15 protein-coding genes are annotated in these 16,289 nt (G+C 37.7%); 10 read left to right on the forward strand and 5 right to left on the reverse strand.

From position 1 onward, the window contains the following. The 4 genes from AC5SLP_RS01825 to AC5SLP_RS01840 all read left to right on the forward strand — a co-directional run bounded on the left by AC5SLP_RS01825 (position 1) and on the right by AC5SLP_RS01840 (position 7,245). Positions 1-1,986, forward strand: a complete 1,986-nt coding sequence (locus AC5SLP_RS01825) for a fumarate reductase flavoprotein subunit (protein WP_495253425.1) — start codon at positions 1-3, stop codon at positions 1,984-1,986. Next, positions 1,983-2,702, forward strand: coding sequence for a fumarate reductase iron-sulfur subunit (locus AC5SLP_RS01830; protein ID WP_495253426.1), 720 nt, complete (start codon positions 1,983-1,985; stop codon positions 2,700-2,702). Before AC5SLP_RS01825 ends, AC5SLP_RS01830 begins: the two co-directional genes overlap by 4 nt. A 152-nt stretch (positions 2,703-2,854) precedes the next feature. Beyond that, positions 2,855-5,224 carry a dynamin family protein gene (locus AC5SLP_RS01835; protein WP_495253427.1) on the forward strand — a complete coding sequence of 790 codons (2,370 nt, stop codon included), beginning with the start codon at positions 2,855-2,857 and terminating at the stop codon, positions 5,222-5,224. Further along, positions 5,221-7,245, forward strand: a complete 2,025-nt coding sequence (locus AC5SLP_RS01840; protein WP_495253428.1) for a dynamin family protein — start codon at positions 5,221-5,223, stop codon at positions 7,243-7,245. The genes AC5SLP_RS01835 and AC5SLP_RS01840 overlap by 4 nt, the downstream gene beginning before the upstream one ends. A gap of 13 nt (positions 7,246-7,258) precedes the next feature. On the opposite strand, the gene AC5SLP_RS01845 is transcribed toward AC5SLP_RS01840, so the two are convergent. The 3 genes from AC5SLP_RS01845 to panB are packed head-to-tail and all read right to left on the reverse strand — an operon-like array spanning position 7,259 to position 10,111. Further along, positions 7,259-8,299: an AI-2E family transporter gene (locus tag AC5SLP_RS01845; protein ID WP_495253429.1), complete on the reverse strand. Its 1,041-nt coding sequence runs from the start codon at positions 8,297-8,299 to the stop codon at positions 7,259-7,261. Further along, positions 8,296-9,318, reverse strand: coding sequence for a Holliday junction branch migration DNA helicase RuvB (ruvB, locus tag AC5SLP_RS01850; protein WP_495253430.1), 1,023 nt, complete (start codon positions 9,316-9,318; stop codon positions 8,296-8,298). The genes AC5SLP_RS01845 and ruvB overlap by 4 nt, the downstream gene beginning before the upstream one ends. Before the next feature lie 4 nt (positions 9,319-9,322). Continuing rightward, positions 9,323-10,111: a 3-methyl-2-oxobutanoate hydroxymethyltransferase gene (panB, locus tag AC5SLP_RS01855; RefSeq protein WP_495253431.1), complete on the reverse strand. Its 789-nt coding sequence runs from the start codon at positions 10,109-10,111 to the stop codon at positions 9,323-9,325. Between the two features lie 79 nt (positions 10,112-10,190). Here panB and AC5SLP_RS01860 point away from each other — a divergent pair, with 79 nt between their 5' ends. Then, a complete protein-coding gene (locus tag AC5SLP_RS01860; RefSeq protein WP_495253432.1) occupies positions 10,191-10,601 on the forward strand; it encodes an Hpt domain-containing protein in 411 nt (136 codons plus the stop codon). Next, complete coding sequence (gene trpA / locus AC5SLP_RS01865) at positions 10,598-11,338, forward strand: tryptophan synthase subunit alpha (protein WP_495253433.1); 741 nt, start codon at positions 10,598-10,600, stop codon at positions 11,336-11,338. The genes AC5SLP_RS01860 and trpA overlap by 4 nt, the downstream gene beginning before the upstream one ends. A 15-nt stretch (positions 11,339-11,353) precedes the next feature. Here the strand turns inward: trpA and AC5SLP_RS01870 are convergent, their stop codons facing one another. Both AC5SLP_RS01870 and AC5SLP_RS01875 read right to left on the reverse strand, forming a co-directional pair. Beyond that, complete coding sequence (locus AC5SLP_RS01870) at positions 11,354-11,956, reverse strand: Tgt2/MlaC family protein (RefSeq protein WP_495253434.1); 603 nt, start codon at positions 11,954-11,956, stop codon at positions 11,354-11,356. Positions 11,957-11,959: 3 nt separating this feature from the next. Further along, positions 11,960-12,703: an MlaA family lipoprotein gene (locus tag AC5SLP_RS01875; protein WP_495253435.1), complete on the reverse strand. Its 744-nt coding sequence runs from the start codon at positions 12,701-12,703 to the stop codon at positions 11,960-11,962. 229 nt (positions 12,704-12,932) lie between these two features. Here AC5SLP_RS01875 and rpsB point away from each other — a divergent pair, with 229 nt between their 5' ends. Genes rpsB through fliR form a run of 4 tightly spaced genes read left to right on the forward strand, consistent with a single transcriptional unit; the run spans position 12,933 to position 16,266 of the window. Beyond that, positions 12,933-13,724: a 30S ribosomal protein S2 gene (gene rpsB, locus AC5SLP_RS01880; protein ID WP_495253436.1), complete on the forward strand. Its 792-nt coding sequence runs from the start codon at positions 12,933-12,935 to the stop codon at positions 13,722-13,724. After that, positions 13,724-14,791: a translation elongation factor Ts gene (gene tsf, locus AC5SLP_RS01885; protein WP_495253437.1), complete on the forward strand. Its 1,068-nt coding sequence runs from the start codon at positions 13,724-13,726 to the stop codon at positions 14,789-14,791. The genes rpsB and tsf overlap by 1 nt, the downstream gene beginning before the upstream one ends. 55 nt (positions 14,792-14,846) lie before the next feature. Beyond that, the gene (locus AC5SLP_RS01890; RefSeq protein ID WP_495253438.1) at positions 14,847-15,491 is read left to right on the forward strand and encodes an ABC transporter ATP-binding protein; all 645 of its coding nucleotides are present in this window, start codon (positions 14,847-14,849) and stop codon (positions 15,489-15,491) included. Position 15,492: 1 nt separating this feature from the next. Further along, positions 15,493-16,266 carry a flagellar biosynthetic protein FliR gene (gene fliR, locus AC5SLP_RS01895; protein ID WP_495253439.1) on the forward strand — a complete coding sequence of 258 codons (774 nt, stop codon included), beginning with the start codon at positions 15,493-15,495 and terminating at the stop codon, positions 16,264-16,266. The last annotated feature ends 23 nt before the right edge of the window (positions 16,267-16,289 follow it).

Genomic DNA, 16,289 nt, shown 5'->3' on the forward strand with positions numbered 1-16,289 from the left:
ATGAACGTAAAATATTGTGATGCACTGGTTATCGGTGGTGGTTTAGCAGGTTTAAGAGCGGCGATTGCAGCGCAATCTAAAGGTCTTAGTACAACAGTTTTAAGTCTTTGTCCCGTAAAGAGATCACACTCTGCTGCGGCACAAGGTGGTATGCAAGCAAGTCTTGGTAACTCAAAAATGAGTCGTGGTGACAACGAAGATGTTCACTTTGCCGATACTGTAAAAGGTAGCGACTGGGGTTGTGACCAAGAAGTTGCTCGTATGTTCGTAACCGTTGCTCCTAAAGCGATCCGCGAATTAGCGGGTTGGGGTGTGCCTTGGACACGAATTCAAAAAGGTCCTCGTGAGGCGATTATGAATGCTGAGAGAACAACCATTGTTGAAGATGATGAAGTACATGGTTACATTCACTCTCGTGACTTTGGTGGTACCAAAAAATGGAGAACCTGTTATACAGCGGATGCTACAGGACATACCATGCTTTTTGGTGTTGCGAATGAAGCATTAAAACATAATGTTAATATTGAAGATAGAAAAGAAGCGATTGCTTTAATTCACGAAAACAACCGCTGTTACGGTGCTGTTGTCAGAGACCTTGTTACAGGTGAGCTTTGGGCATATGTGGCTAAAGGTACATTGATCGCAACGGGTGGTTATGGAAGACTTTACAAACAAACAACCAACGCGGTTATTTGTGATGGTATCGGTGCTGCTATTGCTCTTGAAACAGGTATTGCAAAACTTGGTAATATGGAAGCAGTACAATTTCACCCGACCCCAATCGTCCCATCAGGTATCCTTTTAACAGAGGGCTGTAGAGGAGATGGTGGTATCTTACGTGACGTTGATGGTCACCGTTTTATGCCAGACTACGAGCCAGAGAAAAAAGAACTCGCAAGTCGTGACGTTGTAAGTCGTCGTATGATGGAACACATCCGTAAAGGTAAAGGTGTTAAATCTCCGTATGGCGAGCACTTGTGGTTAGATATCTCTATTCTTGGTCGTGCACACATTGAGCGAAACCTAAGAGATGTACAAGAAATTTGTCAAATCTTTAACGGTATTGACCCTGCGGATGAAGGTCCAAAAGGTTGGGCACCTGTTCTTCCAATGCAACACTACTCAATGGGTGGTATTAGAACCAAACCAACCGGTGAGTCTCCAACACTTTCAGGTCTTTTCTCTGCAGGTGAAGCAGCATGTTGGGATATGCACGGATTTAACCGTCTTGGTGGTAACTCAGTCAGTGAGACCGTTGTTGCTGGTATGATTGTGGGTGATTATTTCGCAGATTTCTGTCTATCTCATGAAATTGATGTTAATACAACAGCGATTGAGAGAGCACTTAAAAAACAAAGCGATTTCATTAATCATCTATTGACCAACAAAGGTAAATACAACATTTTTGAAATCAAAAACAAAATGCGTGATATTATGTGGGAAAAAGTTGCGATTTTCCGTGATGGCAAAGGACTTGCAGAAGCGGTTAATGAACTTGAAGACCTTCTTAAAAAATCTCACGATGTTACTGTTAAATCAAAAACAACCTCTGCTAACCCAGAGTTAGAAGAAGCGTACCGTGTTCCTATGATGCTTAAACTTGCACTCTGTGTTGCTGTGGGTGCACGTGATAGAACAGAAAGTCGTGGTGCACACTATAGAGAAGATTATCTTAAACGTGATGATGTTAATTGGTTGAAGAGAACACTTACTTCATGGAAAGATGGTGAGACATTACCAACAGTAACTTATGAAGAACTTGACATTATGAAAATGGAAATGCCACCAGCATTCCGTGGATATGGTGTTAAAGGTAATATTATCGAAAACCCAATTAGTACACAAAGACAAGAGCAAGTGGATAAAATTCGTGAAGAGATGGAAGCAGCAGGCAAAGATAGACATGAAATCCAAGATGCATTGATGCCATTTGAATTGCAACCATACTATAAAGCTAAAAATGAGAGATTTGGAGATACAAAATGAGTAGAACTATTACGATCAGGGCTATGAAATATAACCCACAATCAAAACTTTCTAAAGCACATTTTGCAGAGTATAAACTTGAAGAGACAGATGGTATGACTCTGTTTATTGCTTTGACAAAAATTCGTGAAACTTTAGATGCAGACCTCTCATTTGACTTTGTATGCCGTGCAGGTATCTGCGGAAGTTGTGGTATGATGGTGAATGGTACTCCAAGACTCGCATGCCGAACTTTAACGAAAGATTTCAAAGATGGTATTATTCAGTTAATGCCTATGCCAGCATTCAAACTCATTAAAGACCTTTCTGTTGATACCGGTAACTGGATGAACGGAATGAGTAAACGTGTTGAGAGTTGGATTCATACCAATCATAAACCTGATATTTCTAAACTCGAAGCACCAATGGATCCAAAACTCGCTGATGAGACATTTGAACTTGATCGTTGTATCGAATGTGGTATTTGTGTTGCTGCATGTGGAACAAAATTGATGAGACCAAACTTTATCGGTGCGGTTGGTATCAACAGAGTTGCACGTTTTGCAATGGATCCACATGATGATAGAACCGATGAAGATTTCTATGAACTCATTGGTGATGATGATGGTATTTTTGGATGTATGAGCCTTGTTGCTTGTGAAGACAACTGTCCAAAACACTTACCACTTCAATCAAAAATTGCCTATATGAGAAGAAAACTCGTAGCACTTCGCTAACATTCAAATTGATAAAGGGTGGGGCACTTGTCCCATCCTTTTTTTGCCTTAATCAGAATGGTTAATCCAACATTTTTGTTTCTATTATAAGAAATATTGATATAATAAATACCGTAAGAAATCTCATTAAAAAATTTTAAAGATAGCCCTGTATGCATGTTGTCAATGACTTTTTTTTGCTTGTTTGGAATGAGAAAATAACCCAACAAGTTGTTTTAGAAGAAAAACAAAAATCTCAACTCAGTCACACGTTATCCAACACTTTCGATGATTTTTGCGATAGCATTGCTATTTTATTGATCATCAATCCGCAAAATATGGCGAATATGGGCATGCTTGAAGCTCCTAAAGTAGTCCTACAGACACTTTTTTCAACTCCTTTCACGAAAGAGTCTGTTCAATACGCGCAAATACAAGTATTACTTTTTCTCATGGATATTGGCAATGTGCAGATTAATGCGACCATTATCAAGCGATTAGAAATCTTACGCAAAGAAGAGGTCATCTCTTATGATGGTTTGCGAACGCTCAGTACGTTGATTTCGCTTATTGAAGAGAAAAAAATAGAAAAAATTAATTTACATGTAAAAAGTGCAACCGTCCAAGAAAACCATTATAAAACAGCACTTAACATCCTAATGACAGCGATTGATAATCTCAAACAGAGTATTGAAGTTCCTTTATTGAATGAGAAATTGGACGCGATGCTTCTAAGACTCCAAAACCAACGTTTTTCGATTGGTATTACGGGTGTCATGAATGCTGGAAAATCTACGATGCTCAATGCACTCTTAGGGCAAGAAGTTCTTGGGACGTCTGTTGTTCCTGAAACCGCGAATCTCACATTGATTAAATATGCCAAAAAGCCATATGCCGTTGTCAATTTTTGGAATGCTAAAGAGTGGCATAAAATAGAAGAGGGTGCTAAAAGTCTTAAAAGTTTAGAAGCCTTTGTCGCAGAGAGTAAGGCACATTTTGGAACACAGTTTTCAACATGGATTACTCCACAAGGCGAGAGTCAAACGATTGCTGTGAATGATTTAGCGCTTTACACTTCCGCAAAACATTCCGATAAAAAATGCAATCTCGTTAAAAGCGTAGAGCTTTATACCGACCTAAAATTTGTCCAAGATGGCGTACAAATTGTCGATACTCCAGGTCTTGATGACCCTGTCGTTCAGCGTGAAGAGATTACTTTAGAGTACTTAAGTGAATGTGATTTAATGATTCATCTGATGAATGCAGCACAAGCGGCAACACAAAAAGATGTTGATTTTATCATTGATGCCTTGCTTTATCGTCATGTTGCGCAACTGCTGATTGTCATTACACGGATTGATGCGATTAAAGAAAAAGAGCTAGAAGAAGTCATTGCTTATACGAAGCGTAGTATTGAAGCCCGTTTAAAAGAACAAAACAAGGGTGCAAAACTTGATGAAGTAATTGCGAAAATTGTTTTTATTCCGATTGCGGGAAAACTAGCTTTAATGCACAAACTAGGCAAAAGCAATGAAGCAAATGCGCTTGGATACGATATGCAAAGAACGGGCCTTCCATTGGTTGAAGCGTATCTCGAAGAGGTGCTTTTTGGTGAAAATAGTCAAAAAGCTAATTTGATTATTACCGCAAATCGCAATGAAATTGAATCTATTGTAGAAGAATCCCTTTCAATTTTTGAACAAGAGATGCATTTACTCTCTATTTCACAAGAAGAGATAGAACAAGCGTATGCTAAACATCAAGAAAATAAACAGAGTATTTTAAACTTTTTAGAGCAAATCAATCAAGCGATTGCGCAGAGTCAGTTAGAAATGCAACACTATTTTACCACGTTGCATAAATTTGCCTATAACCGCCTGGATACATTACAATCTGTTGTAAAACGCCGCATTATGGATGATGTTAGCTATGAGTTTACGAAAAATAAAAAGGCACCCAAAGAAGAGCGAATTTCTTCTATTATACAAACCGCTATCAAAGATGGTATGGTTGATTTTATTCGTGATTATCGCTATGAATTTGAAAAGAAAATGCAAAGTATGCTTGAGTTTATGGATGCAAAATACGGTGAATTCAAACATGAAGATGCTAAAGTTCACTTTGATGCCAAAACATTTTGTGAAGAGCATTTGGGTTCTATTTTGGTGTTTAAAAATAGTATGGCGATTATTGCCAGTGTCAATGAAGCCATCCGAAAATACGGTAAAAATGAACAAAGCCAACTCTCAAGTATTTGCGATTCACTGTTTGGTGCAGAATTTGACACGATTAAAGAGATGTTAGAGAGTAAACTCGAACGCGTGAATGCAGAATTGCTCAATGCTTTTGTCGTCTTATGCAAAGCTCCTGCTAAAGAGATTGAGGAGCGCTTTGGTCATGAAGAAGCAACGCTTGAAAAAGCCATGAAACAGATGAAAGATCAAAGCTTTCAAAAAGATGCAAGAATTTTGGAAATCAAAGAAAAAGAGCGCGTTATGCACATCGTGCTTAAAGATTTAAATGGTACAAAGGAAGCAAAATGAGTCTATTAGAAAATTTTATCGCTTCTTATAAAGCCGAATTTTTAAAAGTAACCCCAACGTTTGATGCGACGCTCTTAGGAGCTCTTAAAAAAATCCAGTACATCCTTTTAGACGACAAACATTCGCCTTCAACCCAACTCAAAGAAGCACTCTATCGCCTGCAAATGCGTTCTGAGGAGCCAATGAAAGTGGCAATTACGGGGCAGTTTTCCAGTGGTAAATCAACATTTCTCAATGCCCTATTAGCTAAGAGTATTTTACCCACGGGTATTACACCTGTCACCTCTAAAGTAAATTACATTCGTTACGGCGATGCGTTTAAAATTCGTGTGCGTTACAAAGATGGAAGGGACGAATACCACGATATCAGTTCCATTGCTAATTTTACCGACCAACGTGAACATGTCGAAGATATTGCTTATTTGGTTTTGTATGCACCTCTCAATATCCTCAAAGATATTGTTTTTGTCGATACTCCCGGACTCAATTCTCAAGCAGCAAGCGATACGCAAACCACGGAGAAAGTACTCAAAGAAGTAGATGGTATCATTTGGCTGACGCTTATCGATAATGCGGGTAAGATGAGTGAGCTTCAAGTCTTAGAAGAGTACTTAGGCAAATATCAAAACAAGTCACTGTGTGTCTTAAATCAAAAAGATAAATTTACGCCCACACAAGTTGAAGAGACAACCACTTATGTCAAAACGGCTTTTAAAGAGTTCTTTAGCGATGTCATTCCCATCTCAGCTCGCCAAGCCTTAGAGTCACGCAGTCATGATAAAAAAGTCATGATGGAAGAACGACTCGAACTCTTTATGCATGAATTACATGTAAAACTACAAAACAGTGGCGAAAAGATTGATTTTAAAGCAATAGATTCTGAATTTAAAGCGTATCAAAAAGAGTTAGACGCTATTTTAGAGGGTGATTTAAGTTCAAATATCCAGTTATTGGAAGATTCTAATATCGACAAAGTCCTTACGTTTATACGTCAAGAAATACAACCCAAAGCGACGCAAGCTAAAGAGTTTGCTATTAGCAAAGAGATTAAAGATATTGCTTCAAAATTGATTGCACAGCACCAACTTTTTTTAACGATTTACGATGAACTCTTAGATGAAATCGTTCGCTTTGAAATGCAGTCAAAAGGTCTGTTTACGGACCTTAAAAGCAAATTTTCGCATGACCTGAAAAGTGCATTTATGCGCATTGAGCAAATTATTGAAACCATCTCAGATGCGATTTATAATCAAATGACAACACAAAAGCAGGTTCGTTATGAAGCGCAGAAAAAAAGTTTTTTAAGTAAAGAGACGCACTACTTACCTTTTGAATACCAAGCGCCCAAAATCAATTCTGATGTTATCTATAAAAGTCTATTTTATGAAGACAATTTGATTGGCAAGATGTTTAAACAGTACGTGAGAAATTTGAGTGCTATTCAAAACGAGGTCAATGAAAAAAATCGTTTAGTCTATAAGTCTTTGGAACAAGGTATCTTAAAATGGCAAGCTCCGTACGAAGTCATTCGCAAAAGCGAAGAGTTGCATTCAGACATAGAGTTTGCCAATATGCGCCGTTTTGCCTCTAAAGTGTATGAAAATATTTTAAAGCCATTTAATGACGAAATAGCAGACTCTTACGCCAAGATTAGCTCGGAGTTCAATCACCTAAGCAGTGCCGTAAGCTTCAACTATCAAAACGCAACTGAAGTGTGTGTGGCGTTTTTAGAAAACAAGATTGAAAAATCTGTCAAACTTTATGAAGAAAACCCAACAAAGTTTTCACTGTATCAGCCTAAGATTGATGAGATTCAAGAGCGTTTACGCACATCATTTCACCTTTATGAACTTGAAAATATGATGAATACACGCCATACCTTTCTCAGCAAAGATTATGACAGGCTCATTAGTCAGTTTGCAGCGTTAAAAGAGGAAAAAGTTCAATTTATTGAAGAGCGCAAAGCCCGTCATCATAAGATTATAGAGCAAATAGAAGCGTTGGTAAAAGAGGTGGAATAGTCCCACCTCTTTTTTACATGTAATGTTGTTCTTTGAGAACTTTATAGAGTTTTAAAATAGAAATAAACAGCGTGGTAATCGCAGGCCCTAGTATCATTCCCCAAAATCCAAACGTTGTTAAGCCTGCAAAGATAGCAAAGAAAATCAAGAGTTCATTTACGGTTGTCGGCGTTTTAACCAATGTGTCATTAATGTATTTGATAATCAGTGGTTTGATAAAGGTATCGGCAATGATAGAGATAACAATAATAGAATAAAGCGCAATCGTAACAGCTGTGGCAACATTACCGTGTGCTAATTCTAAAGAACACAACGGTACCCACATTAAAGCGCCGCCAATGATAGGTATTAACGAAGCAAATCCATAGAAAATACCAAGCAATAATCCATCGTATCCAAATACCATCCCAATAATAGCAAACAACGCACCTTGAAAAATGGCACTGAGTAAAATCGAATAAAAGACAACACTCATAACATTGGTGACTTCGGAGAAAACGACATTAACCTCTTTTGCATCCATTGGCATCACACTTTTAAAATAATCCAGTAAATCTTTACCATTTAAAAGAGCAAAAAAGAAAAAGACGACGATAAGAAGCATATCTTTTAAAAATCCCGCACTATTTTTACCGATGGCACCTAAGTAAGAGAGTGCTTTTGTTGAGATTTGTGCAATATTGAGAGTGCTGATAAAATCATCTAAATTAGGTTGCAAAAATGCAATAGGAGCAGGCAATTGATAGTTCATATTGCGTAAATATGTTTGAACTTTTTCAATCATGGACACATCAAAACTATTGACAATACTGCCTACCGATGTAATCGTATAAACGATAGGACCGAACAAGAGAACAGACAAGAGTAACGTAGAAAGAAGTGCTGCAATGTGCTTGTTTCTAAAGGTAGTATAGAGTTTGAAATTGACATTGTACGTTGCCATTGCAAGGAGTGAAGCAATGGTTATAATCATCAAAAACGGTTCATATAATTTGAAAATCGAATAGACAACGGCTAGAAAGATGGCTGTTAGGAAAAAGCGATGTTCGTTCATAAAGTTTCCTCAAATAATCCACCGTGTAAAACAGGAGGTGTTAGTCTAAAAAGTTCATACGTCTTAGGGCTCGCAATGCGTCCACGCGCCGTTCGTTCGATGTAGTTATTGGCAAGCAAATAAGGTTCAATCACATCTTCAATGGTTCCCTCATCTTCACTCAGTGCTGCTGCAATGGTACTTAGACCCAAAGGGCGTCCTTTGGTTTGCAAAAGCAGTTCTAAGTATTTTAAATCGAGTTCATCAAATCCCAAATCATTCACACCTAATTCATTCAATCCGTACTGTGCGCGCGTTTTGTTAATCGTCTCTTCATCGGCAACATCAGCATAATCACGGATACGTTTTAAAAGACGCAAAGCAATTCTGGGGGTTCCCCGTGAGCGTCGTGCCATTTCAACAGCGGCATCTTGAAGGCATATTTTTTCCAATTTATGAGATGCTTTGGTGATAATAAGTGAGAGTTCATCTTTGGTATAGAACTGTAAACGAAAGTGCATACCAAAACGATCTCTTAAGGGAGAGCTTATCATACCTGCTCTTGTGGTTGCTCCAATTAGCGTAAATTTGGGTAAATCAATTTTAATGGTCTGAGCTGCTGGACCAGAGCCGATGATGATATCCAAACGGTAATCTTCCATCGCAGGATAGAGTATCTCTTCGATGGCAGGTGAGAGACGATGTATTTCATCGATGAATAAAATATCTCCTTCTTGCAAATTCGTAAGAATGGCTGCCAAATCGCCACTCTTTTCAATCATTGGTGCAGCTGTAATTTTAATATTTGCACGCATTTCATTTGAAATGATATGTGCCAAGGTGGTTTTCCCAAGACCTGGAGGTCCAAAAAAGAGAATATGATCTAAACATTCTGAGCGTTTTTGTGCCGCTTGGATAAAAACTTGTAGATTCTTTTTAATTTTTTCTTGCCCAATATAATCTTCAAATGAAGTAGGGCGAAGACTCTTTTCATATTCGCTTTCAAAAGAGATTTTTTCGATTTCGACAACGCGTTCCATAAGCCTACTTTGTATAGGTGTATTGCGTTTCAGGAAAAGTGCGTTCTTGAACTTCTTTTACATACGCTTCAACCGCATTTTGTACCAAAGTAGCACCGTCTAAGTAGCGTTTAACAAATTTGGGTTGAAAGGCTTGAAAAAAGCCTAACATATCGCTCCATACCAAGACTTGACCGTCCGTGTATTTGCCAGCACCTATACCAATCGTTGGAATTGAAATGGATTCGGAGATACGACGTGCCGCTTCTTCAACGACTCCTTCAATCACCAAGCTAAACGCACCTGCTTGCTCAATAGCTTTGGCATCTTCAATAAGAGCGCGTACATCTTCTTCAATGCGTCCACGTACTTTATATCCGCCTTCACTTCTAACGTATTGAGGCATAAGTCCGATGTGTCCCATCACGGCAATAGAGTTTTGTGTTAAAGCTTTGACAATAGGTGCTCGACTGACTCCGCCTTCGATTTTGATGGCATGTGCATTGGTTTGGCTGTAAACAAGGGAAGCATTTAACAGAGCCGTTTTTTCATCGGTATAGGTTCCAAAGGGCATATCACATACGATAAACGTATCTTTTGCCCCTGCACATACGGCTTTTGTATGGTACAGCATCACTTCCATAGAAGCAGAAAGTGTATCGGGCTTGGCATTAAAACTCATATTGAGGCTATCGCCCACTAAAATAATATCCACTTTGGTATCAAATAAAGAAGCAAAGAGGGCATCATAGGCTGTGATGACTGTTAAAGGAGTCGTTCCTTTGTTTTTTTGAATAGATGTAATTGTTTTCATGGAAGAATTATACCCAATTTTAAGATAAGAAAATTTTAGATTAAAAATGGTACAATTGAAAACTTCGGAGGTATGCACAATGGGTATTTTGGCACAATTGGAAGTTGATTTTGACATCGAAATTGTTGAAGATTTTGTCTCCCACTATGCAATCATGTGTGAAAACATGGAGCCTCTCATCATTGGGTTGAATCGAGTCGATAAGTATAGTGATAATATTGGAGACCTCTTTCGGATATTTCATAATATGAAATCAGCCGCTGGTTTTTTAAAACTCGACCCTATTATTAAACTTGCTGTTTTATGTGAAGATATCGTTGAAGAAGCAAGGATGTTAAAAGGGCCTGCCAGTGAAGAATTTATTGATTGGTTGTTACTTGTGAGCGATCAATTTGAAAAATACCGTAGAGATGTCGAAAATGATGCATCGTTTTTTACGGTTTTAAATCCGTTAATAATTAAAGTACCTCATATGTTGGAGAAAGAGTGAAGCAATTAGTTGCCTATATTACTGCTGGGTTTCCGGATAGACAATTTTCGTTAGATTTAGCGTGTGCACTTAAAGAAGCAGGTGTTGATAAACTTGAGCTTGGTATTCCATTTTCAGATCCTGTCGCGGATGGACCTATCATTGAAGCTGCTAATTTACAAGCCTTACAACATGGCTTTAAAATGGAGACGTTATTAGATATCTCTTCCATTATCGCCCCACAAATTGAGACATACTGGATGGGTTATTTTAATCCTTTCTATCATAAAGGTATCGAGTATTTTGCACAAAAAGCAGCAGAATTTGGTGTGAAGGGATTTATTATCCCTGATTTGCCTCATGAAGAAGCTTTACCTTATCTACCTCTTATGGAGCAATATGCGCTTTCTATGGTCAGTTTTGTAGCCCCTACAGATTCTAAAGAACGTATCGCTCAAATTGTTAAAAACGCAAAAGGGTTTATTTATCTTGTCGCTTATGCGGGTATTACGGGTGCACATGCCAGTGAAGACCTGACTAAAACGATTGAAGCGATTAAAGAAAAAAGTTCAACACCTCTGTTTGTAGGGTTTGGCGTGAATGAAAAAACAGCCAAAGAGAGAGCCCGTGGTGTTGATGGCGTCATTGTTGGAAGTGCTTTTGTGGAAGTGCTTTTAAATGATACTCTAAGTGCAACAGAAAAAATTGAAACGATTGCTCAAAAAGCAAAAATCATCAAAGAAAAAATTAACGCGTAACACGCTCTCTTACGTTTACGATTGCGCTTGAATAGGCTCAAGTTGTTTGAGCCTATCGAGCAACTTGTCAAACGACTCTTTAGCAAGAATTTCGGCAAACTGTGTTCGATACGTTTGAATAATACTTACACCTAAAATATCAACATCATAAATCATCCAATTGTTATTGGCATCTTTATAAAACTTGTAAATAATCTCATACACTTCACCATTTCGCATTAAGTGCGTTGTGAGGTGTATGCGTGCATCTTTTATCTTTTCAAGGTTCTTCATGACAATTTTTTCATCGGTGTAAAGGTCAAGTTTTTCCATATAGGAGTTTTTGAGTTTCATTTCAAACAATTTTGTAAATTCTACTTGCTTGTCGTGGTTGAGCGATTCCCATTGTTTTCCACCAATCGCCAATCTTGCCATCAATGTATAATCAAAAACAGAATCAAAAATAGCATATAATTGCGCTGTTCTCTCAGGTTTTGCTAGCTTAGAATTGCGTAAAATAGAGGTTGCAAGATCAATATTGGTGCGCATAAAAGAGCTGATTTCACTCTCTTGAAGCGCCATGGCCGATTGTGCATATAACAGCATACCTATCAATAAAATCAGTAATTTTTTTATCATTATTTATTCGCTTATTAATTTATTTCTTCGTGATTCATACAAGCTGCGTAAGAACGGATAGAGTTCAATCGCATCTTTTTTAATATTTTCATACTCTTTTACATGTAAAGATGTTTCGTTGATGGTATAGTACGCTGTTACATAGAAAGATTCTTCTGTACTATCGAGTAAATTAGCATCACGTGATTCAATATAGTTGATTGGATTGAGCCAATAATCACCGGCTAAACCGACGATGTCGCGGACATTGGATGGTCCAAGAATCGGAAGTACTACATGAAAGCCACTGCCAACTCCGTAAAATCCAAGTGTTTGACCAAAATCTTCTTTATGCTCTTTAATGCCTAGCTCTTCATCTGCAACATCTCGAAACCCTAAAATACCCATGGTTGAGTTCAAGACAAATCGCTCCGTCTCTTCTAAAGAGTTTTTGAATTTGAATTGTAAAAGATTATTGACAAGACGAATAGGGAAAAAGAGGTTGTCAAAAAAGTTTGAAACGCCATTACGTGCCATTTCGGGTACAATATAACTATACCCTTCAGCCGTAGGTCTCAAAATATATTCATAAAAATTATCGTTAAAAGAAGTCATTATTTCATTATAACCACTTAACGGATCAAAGATTTTTTCGGATTTGGTGTTGAATTCAGTTTCTAAATCTTCATTGCCATTCGATCCTGTAGTGCTGGTTTGAGCAGCAACAAGAAATGAAAAGCTCAAAAGACAAGCCAATAATAAACGCACGGCATGACCTTTTTGTTATAAATTTAAATGTGCGCAATTATAGAGTTTTTTTGATTTAATGTAAATTAAAGTAAACAATTTTGCTTATATTTTCATTAAAAAAAGCAAAATTTAATCTTGTTTTTACTATAATCACACTCCAAATCTCACACACACCAATCCTTTACGGTTGCAGTTTTACTGTTGCATGGGTGTGGAGGCTAAACCAAAAAAACATAAGGAGCGCTTCATGGTAACCATGAAAGACCTATTAGAGTGTGGTGTACACTTCGGACACCAAACAAGACGTTGGAATCCAAAGATGAAAAAATTCATCTTCGGCGAGAGAAAAAATATCTATATCGTAGATTTACAAAAAACACTACGTTATTTCAGATATACCTACAATGTTGTTAAAGATGCAGCAGCTGAAGGTAAAACAATGTTGTTCGTTGGAACAAAAAAACAAGCAAGCCAAGCCATTAAAGAATACGCAGAAAAATGCGGTATGCCATATGTGAATCACAGATGGTTAGGCGGTATGCTTACTAACTACCAAACCATCAGACAATCTATCCGTAAGCTTGACATCATCGAGAAAATGGAAGAAGATGGACAAATTGACCTTCTTACTAAAAAAGAAGCGTTAATGCTTAGAAGAAAAAAAGAGAAACTTCTTGATTACCTTGGTGGTATCAGAAATATGAAAAACTTACCCGATATGATTTTTGTTATTGACACCGTTAAAGAGAAAATTGCAGTTCAAGAAGCAAGAAGACTTGGAATTACTGTTGTAGCTCCACTTGATACCAACTGTGATCCAGACGTTGTTGATCTTCCAATCCCAGGAAACGATGATGCGATTCGCTCAATTCAACTTTTCTGTAAAGAGATGTGTGAAGCAATGACTGAGGGTTATGAAATCCGTTCAAAAGATGCTCCTGCAACGGAAGAAGTCGCTGAAATTAGTGAAGACGAGAAAAAAGAGTTGATCGAAGAAGTGGTCAGCGAAGAAGAATTTGCAGTAGAGGAAGGCGAATAATGGCTGAAATTACTGCTGCTTTAGTAAAAGAATTACGCGAGTCCACAGGGGCTGGCATGATGGATTGTAAGAAAGCATTGGTGGATACAGACGGAGATTTTGAAGCGGCAACCACACTTTTAAGAGAAAAAGGTCTTGGTAAAGCTGCTAAAAAAGCGGACAGATTAGCAAGTGAAGGTTTGGTCAATGTTTTTGTTGATGCAAGCCTTAAACTAGCAACTGTAAGCGAGATCAATGCAGAGACAGACTTTGTTGCTAAAAATGAAGGATTTATTAATCTCACTAAAGAGACAACCGCTCACATCCAAACAACCAATGTTGAAACAACTGAAGAGTTGATGAAAACAACCATTAACGGTACTGTGTTTGAAGAGTATTTCGCAACAAAAGTCGCAACGATTGGTGAAAACCTTGTTGTCAGACGTTTTGCTACGTTAAAAGCGGGTGCCAATGGCGTTGTCAATGGATACGTTCACTCAAACGGCCGTGTAGGTGTTCTTATCGCTGCTAATTGTGATAGTGAAAAAACGGCAATGGCTGCAGGCGAATTTATTCGTAACCTTTGTATGCATGCCGCAGCTATGAAACCAACTTTTTTAAGTTATACAGAACTTGATCCAGCGTTTGTTGAGCAAGAGACTATTGGTATCAAAGCCGACATTGAAAAAGAGAACGAAGAGTTAAGTCGTCTTAAAAAACCTCTTAAACGTATGCCTTTGTTCGTTTCTCGTGTACAATTGACAGATGAAGTGTTAGAAAACGCGAAAAAAGAGATGCAAGCAGAACTTAAAGCACAAGGTAAACCTGAGCAAATCTGGGACAAAATTATTCCTGGACAACTCGAGCGCTTTATCGCTGATAATACACAGCTTGACCAACAATACACACTTTTAAGCCAATTCTACGTTATGGATGATAAAAAAACTATCGCACAAGTTGTTGAAGAAAAAAGTAAAGAGCTTGGCGGTAAAATTGAACTTGTAGGCTATGTTCGTTTTGAACTAGGCGAAGGTTTAGAGAAAAAAGCATGCGACTTTGCTAGCGAAGTCGCTGAACAACTTAAGTAATTTCCTGAGGTGAAGGAATTTTCCTTCACCTCATTCTTCTTTCCAAAGGACACTCATGTCTTTGCTTGATGCACGTAATATTTCCCATGCATTTGATTATCCTCTATTTGAAAATATTAATTTTTCACTTGCTCCCAAAGAGTCCATGGCGATATTAGGTGTCAGCGGCAGTGGTAAATCAACGCTTCTTCATATTTGTTCTACTTTATTAACGCCAAACCAAGGAGAGGTGATTTTGTGTGATCATAATATCTATCAAGATAATGATGATGCAAGGCTCACGTTAAGACGTTATGATGTTGGTATCATTTTTCAGTCGCATTATCTTTTTAAAGGTTTTTTTGCAAATGAAAATGTCGAATTAGCTTCTTTAATCAGTGATAAAACAATGGATGATGCATTGCTTAAACGATTGGGAATAGCTGATTTTATGCATTATAGAGTAGGAGATCTTTCCGGTGGTCAGCAACAAAGAGTTTCCATTGCACGTGTATTAGCAAAAAGACCAAAAATTATCTTTGCGGATGAGCCTACCGGTAATTTGGATGATAAGACGGCTCAAGAAGTGATGAACGTCCTTTTTGAGTATATAGAACATGAAAATGCTGCTCTTTTATTGGTAACACACAATCAGCAACTTGCAAAACAATGCACTTATGTACGACATTTGCATTTGGATGGATTGAAAGAAGAGGCATAATATGGAATCACTGATTAAGCTTTTTAGTGAACATCAAGTGATTTTATTTCTTCTTTTGTTTGCAAGACTTAGCGGACTATTTGCCTTTTTCCCTTTTTTTTCACATGCAACAATTCCTCTATCGATTAAAACATCCATTACGCTCTTTATGGTCGTTTTTCTTTTTCCTCTATTGCCGCCTTTACATGTAATGCCTACGCTGATCAATCTTTTGCTTGCCATTTTAAGTGAATTGTTGATTGGACTTATTGGAGGACTTTTTCTAACAATAGCACTCTCAATTTTACAAATGGCAGGGATGCAAGTCTCATTTGTTATGGGATTTACAATGGCGAGTGTTATGGACCCACAAACGAGTACGTCTATTCCTGTGTTATCTCAACTGTTAGCATTGATTGGGTTAATGGTTATTTTAGCATTTAACGGACATCATCAAATGCTTTTATTTATTGCCGATTCTCTGACTTTGATGCCCTTAGGTACCTTTTACCCTCACATGAATATTTTGACGTATTTATTAAAAGCTACGACAGGAATATTTGTTTACGGCTTTATACTCTCTTTTCCGGTGGTTGCCTTCTCTTTGCTCTTGGATGTTGTCTTTGGGATGCTTATGAAAACAATGCCGCAGTTTAACTTACTGGTTGTAGGCTTTCCGATTAGAATTGCCGTTTCTCTCGTAGTTTTAATAGCAACGTTGGCTTCTGTCATGCTGCTTTTTAAACGAGAATTTTTAGAAGCTATCAATCATTTGACACTTCTTTTTGTACGTTAAAGCAATCATAAATTTTTTTATAC

The organism is Sulfurospirillum sp. E15m (assembly GCF_059415145.1).

Bases quoted from the DNA above. Each gene is read 5' to 3' on its own strand.
- AC5SLP_RS01870 (WP_495253434.1), bottom strand. From the start codon at position 11,956: ATGATAAAAAAATTACTGATTTTATTGATAGGTATGCTGTTATATGCA.
- AC5SLP_RS01860 (WP_495253432.1), top strand. From the start codon at position 10,191: ATGGGTATTTTGGCACAATTGGAAGTTGATTTTGACATCGAAATTGTT.
- fliR (WP_495253439.1), top strand. From the start codon at position 15,493: ATGGAATCACTGATTAAGCTTTTTAGTGAACATCAAGTGATTTTATTT.
- ruvB (WP_495253430.1), bottom strand. From the start codon at position 9,318: ATGGAACGCGTTGTCGAAATCGAAAAAATCTCTTTTGAAAGCGAATAT.
- AC5SLP_RS01825 (WP_495253425.1), top strand. From the start codon at position 1: ATGAACGTAAAATATTGTGATGCACTGGTTATCGGTGGTGGTTTAGCA.
- panB (WP_495253431.1), bottom strand. From the start codon at position 10,111: ATGAAAACAATTACATCTATTCAAAAAAACAAAGGAACGACTCCTTTA.
- AC5SLP_RS01840 (WP_495253428.1), top strand. From the start codon at position 5,221: ATGAGTCTATTAGAAAATTTTATCGCTTCTTATAAAGCCGAATTTTTA.
- AC5SLP_RS01830 (WP_495253426.1), top strand. From the start codon at position 1,983: ATGAGTAGAACTATTACGATCAGGGCTATGAAATATAACCCACAATCA.
- AC5SLP_RS01845 (WP_495253429.1), bottom strand. From the start codon at position 8,299: ATGAACGAACATCGCTTTTTCCTAACAGCCATCTTTCTAGCCGTTGTC.
- AC5SLP_RS01835 (WP_495253427.1), top strand. From the start codon at position 2,855: ATGCATGTTGTCAATGACTTTTTTTTGCTTGTTTGGAATGAGAAAATA.
- AC5SLP_RS01890 (WP_495253438.1), top strand. From the start codon at position 14,847: ATGTCTTTGCTTGATGCACGTAATATTTCCCATGCATTTGATTATCCT.
- rpsB (WP_495253436.1), top strand. From the start codon at position 12,933: ATGGTAACCATGAAAGACCTATTAGAGTGTGGTGTACACTTCGGACAC.
- tsf (WP_495253437.1), top strand. From the start codon at position 13,724: ATGGCTGAAATTACTGCTGCTTTAGTAAAAGAATTACGCGAGTCCACA.